This is a genomic window from Rhodococcus sp. P3_B8 (assembly GCF_056402775.1).
The window spans coordinates 1-7608 of the sequence record NZ_JBFUGT010000304.1; the positions used below are offsets into that span (position 1 = coordinate 1).

6 protein-coding genes and 3 pseudogenes are annotated in these 7608 nt (G+C 64.8%); 6 read left to right on the forward strand and 3 right to left on the reverse strand.

Annotated elements, in window-relative coordinates:
* The 5 genes and pseudogenes from AC1D1G_RS38175 to AC1D1G_RS38195 all read left to right on the forward strand — a co-directional run.
* A pseudogene (locus tag AC1D1G_RS38175) lies at positions 1–152 on the forward strand (IS3-like element ISMyma10 family transposase); the annotation flags it as partial.
* 106 nt (positions 153–258) lie between these two features.
* Entirely contained in the window at positions 259–1173 is a 915-nt protein-coding gene (locus tag AC1D1G_RS38180; RefSeq protein ID WP_477956180.1) for an MBL fold metallo-hydrolase, read from the forward strand.
* 22 nt (positions 1174–1195) lie between these two features.
* On the forward strand, positions 1196–2701 hold the full coding sequence (locus tag AC1D1G_RS38185; RefSeq protein ID WP_477956181.1) for a carboxylesterase/lipase family protein: 1506 nt from the start codon (positions 1196–1198) through the stop codon (positions 2699–2701).
* A 40-nt stretch (positions 2702–2741) separates the two neighbouring features.
* The gene (locus tag AC1D1G_RS38190) at positions 2742–3125 is read left to right on the forward strand and encodes a RidA family protein (protein WP_105421003.1); all 384 of its coding nucleotides are present in this window, start codon (positions 2742–2744) and stop codon (positions 3123–3125) included.
* A 311-nt stretch (positions 3126–3436) separates the two neighbouring features.
* Entirely contained in the window at positions 3437–3871 is a 435-nt protein-coding gene (locus AC1D1G_RS38195) for an AMP-binding enzyme (protein ID WP_477956182.1), read from the forward strand.
* Between the two features lie 360 nt (positions 3872–4231).
* Here AC1D1G_RS38195 and AC1D1G_RS38200 read toward each other — a convergent pair.
* The 3 genes and pseudogenes from AC1D1G_RS38200 to AC1D1G_RS38210 form a co-directional block, all read right to left on the reverse strand.
* Positions 4232–5496: pseudogene (locus AC1D1G_RS38200) on the reverse strand (IS30 family transposase).
* Positions 5471–5951: pseudogene (locus AC1D1G_RS38205) on the reverse strand (IS3 family transposase); the annotation flags it as partial. The pseudogenes AC1D1G_RS38200 and AC1D1G_RS38205, both read right to left, overlap by 26 nt.
* A gap of 70 nt (positions 5952–6021) precedes the next feature.
* Positions 6022–7056 (reverse strand): Lrp/AsnC family transcriptional regulator, encoded by a 1035-nt coding sequence (locus AC1D1G_RS38210; protein WP_477956183.1) that lies wholly within the window; start codon positions 7054–7056, stop codon positions 6022–6024.
* A gap of 30 nt (positions 7057–7086) precedes the next feature.
* On the opposite strand from AC1D1G_RS38210, the gene AC1D1G_RS38215 reads away from it, so the two are divergent.
* Positions 7087–7608: MFS transporter (locus tag AC1D1G_RS38215; protein ID WP_477956184.1), on the forward strand; the 522-nt coding region annotated here is incomplete at its 3' end.

The window sequence follows — 7608 nt, forward strand, 5'->3', positions numbered from 1 at the left end:
CCATCGGTGACGTCGAGGAGGCCACCTCGGCGTGGGTGCACTGGTACAACACCGGCCGGCTCATGCATCGTCTCGGGCGGATCCCACCGGCCGAGTACGAAGCCAAGTACTACGCTGAACACCGTGCCGATCAACCGGTCGCACACAAATGACAGTGTGTGCATGAGACCCGGGATGGTTCACGTTACCGATACCGCGCGCGCCGGGGCCGCTCGTACTGTTTCTAGGGAATTCCTCCACATTCCCCAAGGACACCTCATGGACCAGATCACGCTCGGCAATGTCACCATCACCCGGGTATGGGAGTACTACGGCTCCGTCGACATGACGCCCGACACCTTCTTCCCGGAAAGCCCGAAGGAGGTGTGGGACGACAACGCCTCCTGGCTGACGCCGGACTTCCTCGATTCCGAGACCAACATCGTCAATTCCGCGATCCAGACCTGGCTGCTGCGCAGCGGGGGCAAGACCATCCTGGTCGACACCGGTGTGGGCAATCACAAGGACCGCCCCTACGCACCGGTGTGGAACCGCCTCGAAACAGGCTTCCTCGCCAATCTCGCCCGGGCCGGCGTCGAGCCCGAGGACGTGGACATCGTGATCAACACCCATCTCCACATCGATCACGTCGGCTGGAACACGTACCTGCACGACCGGCAGTGGGTGCCCACGTTCCCCAACGCCACCTATCTGATGCCGAAGGACGACTTCGACTTCTGGAATCCCGCAAACGGCCACAAGCCACTGCTCGGCCGCGGCAACCAGAACGTCTTCGAAGACAGCGTGGCCCCGGTGCACCAGGCCGGCCAGACGCTGCTGTGGGAGAACAGCCACCAGATCGACGCCGACCTGCGCCTGGACCCGGCTCCCGGACACACCCCGGGCTCCTCCGTGCTGACCCTCACCTCCGGGACAGACCGCGCGGTGTTCGTCGGTGACATGCTCCACAGCCCCGTGCAGATCCTCGAGCCCCACGCCAACAGCTGCTTCTGCGAGGACCCCGCGGGCTCGCGCGCCACCCGCCGCAAGGTGCTGGGCTGGGCGGCCGACAACAACGCCCTCGTGATCCCCGCGCACTTCGGCGGCCACGGCGCCGCCGAAGTGGTCCGCGAGGCAGACAAATTCGCCATCAAAGGCTGGGCCCCCTTCGCCCCGTACACCGAGCAGGCCTGAGACCCTGAGGAAAGTCACCACCGTGAACCTCCACCACCCCGACCCCATCGTGACCACGGCACAGGGAACCGTCCGCGGCCTGCGCCAGGGCGACACCGCCGCCTTCCTCAACATCCCCTACGCCGCCCCGCCCCGCGGCGCCGGCCGATTCGCGCCGCCCGAGCCGCACGAGCCGTGGGACGGCATACGAGACGCCACCGTGCCCGGACCCAACGCGCCGCAGTCCGAACGCAAGCTCGGCAGCGTGAACATGACCCCCTACTTCGGCACCGGCTGGAGCCGCGGCGACGACTACCTCACCGTCAACGTCTTCACACCCGCCGACGACGGCGGTAGCGGTGGTGACGACCTGCCCGTCATGGTGTTCGTCCACGGCGGCGGATTCGTCGCCGGATCGACGCGGTCCGCGATGTACGACGGCTCCGCCTTCGCCCGCGACGGCGTCGTCCTCGTCACCCTCAACTACCGACTCGGCATCGCCGGATTCCTCGACATCCCCGGCGCGCCCGCCAACCGCGGCCTGCTCGACGTCGTCGCCGCACTGCGCTGGGTGCGGGAGAACATCGCCGCCTTCGGCGGTGACCCGCACAACGTCACCCTCTTCGGCCAGTCGGCCGGGGCGACCATCGTCGGCGGCGTCCTCGCCACCCCCGACGCCACGGGCCTCTTCCGTCGGGCCATCGTCCAAAGCGGCAGCGGCCTAGGGGCATTCACCACCGAGCAGGCCGCCCGCGTCACCCAGGCAGCAGCCGAGGCCCTCGACATCGAGCCCCACCTCGACTCCTTCGCGGACATCTCCGACGCCCGCCTGGTCGAGGCCGCCTCCCGGCTCGCGGGCATCGACCTGCACACCGAGACCCACCACGACCCACTGATCGGACTCAGCCCCTTCAGCCTCGTCCTCGACACGCAGCCCGCCGAATCCGTCGCCGCCGGGCACAGCAGCGACATCGACCTGCTCATCGGAACCAACACCGAAGAGGGACACCTCTACCTCGTCCCCGTGGGCAAGTACTCCACCTCGACCGCCGGGGACGTCGACGACACGGCGGTGCGCTCGCACCCGAAACCGGCGCAACTCGTCGAGACCTACCGCACGACACGCCCCGAGTCGTCCGCCGGCGAGCTGCGCTCCGCCATCATGGGCGACGCACTGTTCGGCGCGGGCAGCTGGGCCCTGGCCGGCGCACACGCCGCACACCCCGAGTCCGCCACCTACGCCTACGAGTTCGCCTGGCGCTCCCACGCCCTGGACGGACAGCTCGGCGCCACCCACGCGGTCGAGCTGCCCTTCGTCTTCGACCGCACGGATCGGCCCGAGCTGAAAGGCCCCGACGCCCTACTCGGCCCCGACAAGCCCCCCACCGATCTCGCCACCCGCATGCACGCCGCCTGGGTCCGGTTCGCCCAGACCGGCGACCCCGGCTGGGACCCGTACGACACCGAGCGCCGGGCCACGATGCGCATCGACGCCCACTGGACCCAGGTCGACGACCCCAGAAGCCGCGAGCGCCAAGCCTGGAACTGACCCGCATATCGATCCGTCCGCAACCCCTACAAGGAACACCGTGACCAGAACCGTCATCACCACCGAGAACGCACCCACCCTGCCGGCCCCGCTGTCCCAAGGCATCCGCAAGGGCCCCCTCCTGCAAGTCTCCGGGCAGCTCCCCTTCGACCCGGACACCGGTGAGGTCGCCGGCACCACGGTCGCCGAACAGACCACACAGGCCCTGCGCAACGTCACCGCCGTCCTAGAGGCGGGCGGCGCGGGCCTCGAGGACGTCGTGATGCTGCGCGTATACCTCACCGACCCCGCCCATCTGGCCGAGATGAACGAGGCGTACACCGCCGCCGTCGGCGAGCCCTTCCCCACCCGCACCACCGTCTACATGCAGCTTCCGCCAGGCCTGCTCGTCGAGGTCGACGCCCTGGCAGTGCTCGACGACTGATCGCGATGGCCGGTCGTCTGACGAGGACGCGCACCAACCCGAGGGTTACACCGCCGCAACTGCCGGACACCCTGTGCGCACTCGCCGGACGACCGGCACCACCCTCTGTGCCTCAGCCCGAACGCCTCATCCACGGATTGTTCAAGTAATAGGGGCGTTGCCGCTGGGCGCGCGTCGACATCAACGGTGCCACCGCAGTCCGGTCTGAGCACGCCTACTACCAAGGCCAGCGACGGCAACCCGGTCCCGGCCCGGCGAGAAGGCCCAGCCTGGATCAAACCACCCCTCCCCCTGTCGCTCTCGCCACACTCGTGGTCCCGACAACCATCTACTCCGAGCGCATCGACACCCTGCCAACCGAACTCAGTGACCTGGTCCGCGCAAAGATCGGCGCCATCGCCTCCCTCTCCGGAGTCGACATCGTTCCCAGGCTGCCGAGAACCCGATCCCGCAAAATCCTGCGCCGCACCCTTCGGCAGATCGTGGACGGGCAAACATCCGATACCCCCTCGACGATCGAGAACCCCACAGTCGCGGGGGATCGTCAAAGTCCTCCGCCCCAACACCGATCCCGGGGAGCCGATGCAACCACACCATCGGCTCCCCGATCCCGTACCGGTGGCGACCAAGACGACATCAGCGCCAGGCAATCGCTTCGCAGCCGCCGAGCTCGCCCCACCCTCCGCCGGTTCGCTGCATCCAGTGGGAGGTCGATACCCCCAACCACCCAACAGATTCGACAATGATGCCGCTCCATTTGGCGTGCACCGCCCGGAAACCGCACCGCCGTGTTCCGGATCATCGCCGGCACTTATGCCCCACTGCGAAGCTTCGAGCACTGGCCCGCGATGAACAGTTCGGAAGCTGCCGACCACTGACAATGGGCTGGTGACGTCGCACAAGTTACCATCAGTGAATCTGTAACCTACCGCGCTGAATGAACCATCCCGAGTCTGATGCACACAGTGTCATTTGTGTGCGACCGGTCGGTCGGCACGGTATTCAGCGTAGTTTCGTGGCCTCGTACTCGGTTGGAGGGATCCGCCCGAGGCGGTGCATAAGCCTGGCGGTGTTGAACCAATACACCCACGCAGAGGTGGGCGGATTCAACCGGTCGTCGCAACAATGCGCCGTGAGGACGAGTGTACCTGTCCGGCAAACACTTCCGCTGGAGTTCTCCAACCGTGGATCTTCGAGGGCGGTTGTTGAGCGCATCAGCGACCGCCTGAAGTTCACGGAACTTGTATCGCGACAGATCAGTACCCTTCGGGAAATACTGCCCCAGGAGCCCATTCATGTTCTCGCTCGTCCCGCGCTGCCATGGACTTTACGGATCGCAGAAGTAGACACGGATACCCGTTGGTGCCGTCAACTCAGCATGACGCGCCAGTTCCCTTCCCCGATCCCATGTCACGGATCTGCGTAGATGCTCGGGCAATGGTGTCAGCGTCGCGGCCAGAGCATCACGAACGGACACCGAACCATATCCGGACAGCGCCTGGCCCGTGCTTCATCATCGCCGCTATCCCATAACCTTTCAGGCGCGGCAGATGTAGCAGTGTCGTGAATCTGCTGGTGCGCGCGACCGGCGTACCGATCGCGGACCGGTTCATACCTGATAGTGAGGTCGCCCCCCAATGCCCCAGCGTCTTCCGACTCTCGACCTCCCCCGGCCGAGCTCCGATGGTCACCTCATTGGTGATGAAACCGATGCGCTGCTTCCGTGCTCGCGCACGAGGCTTACGTACCGCCCGACCGGTGCGCAGGCACGCGACGAGCTCCCGCTCCAAGCCGCCACGCCCCTCGATGAAGAGCGATTGGTAGATCACCTCATGTGAAATGCGCATCGACGGATCCTCCGGATAGTCGATCGGTAGGCGACTCGAGATCTGCTCCGGACTCCACGCCGTCGCCCACCAACGGTCACCGCGCCGAGGCTTGTTGCGGCCAATCAATCGATCGTGTTCGGCGACCTTCGCCGGCTTCGGGCGCCTGGCGGCGAGGTCGGCCTTCCACTGTGCGGTCGACGCCCGGTATGAGAGCTTCCCATTACCGGTGGCGGCGTTCCGCCGCAACTCTCGCGAGATCGTCGACGGGGATCGTCCGAGTCGGTCAGCGATGCCGCGCATACTCATACCCTTGGCTCGCCGCAGCGCGATATCCTCGCGTTCGGTGAACGACAGGTACCTCCCCGAGACCGGGATCGACTCGATCGGTGGCATCCCGCCAGCCTGGCGGAACCAACATGTCCCTACCGGCCCCGACACGCCGCACGCTGTCGCTGATTCGCCCTTGTGAGACCTTCGGCGATCCGCGCCCAGAATGCCCGCTCGAGGTCTCGGCGCACCGGAGGACGTCCCGGTGACCGCATCGATCACGATCGTCGTGTAGCGAAGCCGGGCACCATCCGCACGTACGTGAAGTCTGCGACATAGAGGGCGTAGGGCCGGTCGACCCGAAAGTTCGGGTCGACCAGATCCGGCGGCCGCCGGCACCGATAGCTCCGGCACGGTGTGCGAACCCTCTTCGCCCGGGTGGCACCACCCCACCCGTTGACACGCATGAGCCGCTCCACGTGCAGCGGGCCACCTCGATACCCTGGCGGCGCAGGTGGGCCCACATCTTCAACGAGCCGTACAGCGACTCCCGGTCTGCGCCTACCGTGCTCGTCACGCTCGACGCAGTACGAGGCCAGCACCGCGGTGATGGTGGCGTCCCACAACGCCCGCCTCGACAACGGCCGCGTCAGCCAGGCGTAGAAGGTTCTCGGGGCGATCGTGCACTGAGCGCACGGCAGATCCGTACGACCCCGAACTGATCGCGGTGTTAGGTGTGCATCAACTCGGGACGATTCAGAACGCGACAGGGTGCGGGTGTGGGTGCCGCCAGCAGCTGCCTATATCAGGTGGTCTTCAGTACGGAACCACGGATCCACCGGAATGACTCGGACGCACCGACCTTGCTCGTCGACTATCCGCCCGTAGACCTTCACCTGGCGCAGAACCAACCGACGGTCGACCACTTCCACAGAAGGGTGATCCCGAGCCAGCCGAAGCAGCAGCTCGTCGAGATGTTCCAGAGAACGCAGATTCACGATGACGCAAAGGTTTGCAGGGCTGGCGACAGCTGCACAATGGCGTGTTTCGGACCAGGTTCCGATGGAACGGCCGACCACCTGCATGTCTGCGTCGGGCACCCGAATCCAGAACAGAGCCATGGAATGCCAACCTACGAGCGAACGTGCCACGTCGCATCGAAAGACAATATCGCCATGGCGACGCAGGCGGTCCAGCCTTCGTTTCACTGCTTGGGGTGTGCTGCCGAGATCATCGGCGAGATCGGTGTAGGCACGCCTGCCGTCATGTCCCAACGCCAGGAACAAGGCGTGATCCCCGCTGTCCAATGATCTGCTCTGCGGAGTGGTTTCCGCACGAGCTATCGGCGATGGGGGTTTTCCCAGTTCATCGCGGACCTGGTCCATCTGCATGCGATTCAAGACACCCAGACGCCAGAAAATTCCTCCGAACGTGCTTCCGTAAACGTGAGTGCGTAGACGAACAACTGCATCAGGAACCGGCAGCGCTTCCAACAAGGCAACAGAGATGCCAGCAAGAGTGGGGGCGAGCATCAGCGCCAGCACCTGATACTCACCGGTTGTGACGCAAACCGTGCTGATGTTTGGGACCTCGGACAGCTCCCGCGCAACGGACAACTCGGACCCCGGCCGACACAAGAATTCTACTACCGCACCGCGGGACCCCCAGTTACTTAACGACACCGAGATCCACGCCGCCCCCGATTCAGCGAGCCGCTGCCATCGACGTGCCAGAGTGACCGGCGCCAGTTCGAGGACATCACCCAGCGCCGCCCAACTGGCGCGTGGGTTGACCTGCAGAGCATCTACCAACGCAAGGTCGAGTTCGTCTAGCATGTGGCCCCTTCCCTTCGGCGGGATCCGACAATGTCGTTTTCAATCAAAATATGCCGAGAATTAGCATTTTTCCATCATTCTGTAGGTGGGATGCCGGTGCTCACGCACTCTTGTCAACATTCCATGGCAACGGCCGCCGTGCAGAACATCTGGCAAGAGTTGGAGAACACCACTATGGTCGACATTGGCGCCACTATCGATCGCGACAAGCTTTATCGGAAAATCGGCCTGCGGATTCTGCCGCTGCTTGTGCTCTGTTACACCTTCGCCTACCTAGACCGGGTAAACATCGGGTACGCAAAGCTTCAGATGACCGAGGATGTAGGGATCAGCGAGTCAGCGTACGGTCTGGCAGCCGGGATCTTCTTCCTCGCGTACGCTCTCTTCGAAGTCCCCAGCAACTTGTTGCTGGAGAAAATCGGCACTCGCAAGACCCTCTTCCGGATCATGGTTCTATGGGGAATCACCTCTGCGACAATGATGTTTGTTACCAACGCGATGACGTTCTATGTACTGCGATTTCTTCTCGGGGTCTTTGAGGCCGGTTTCGCG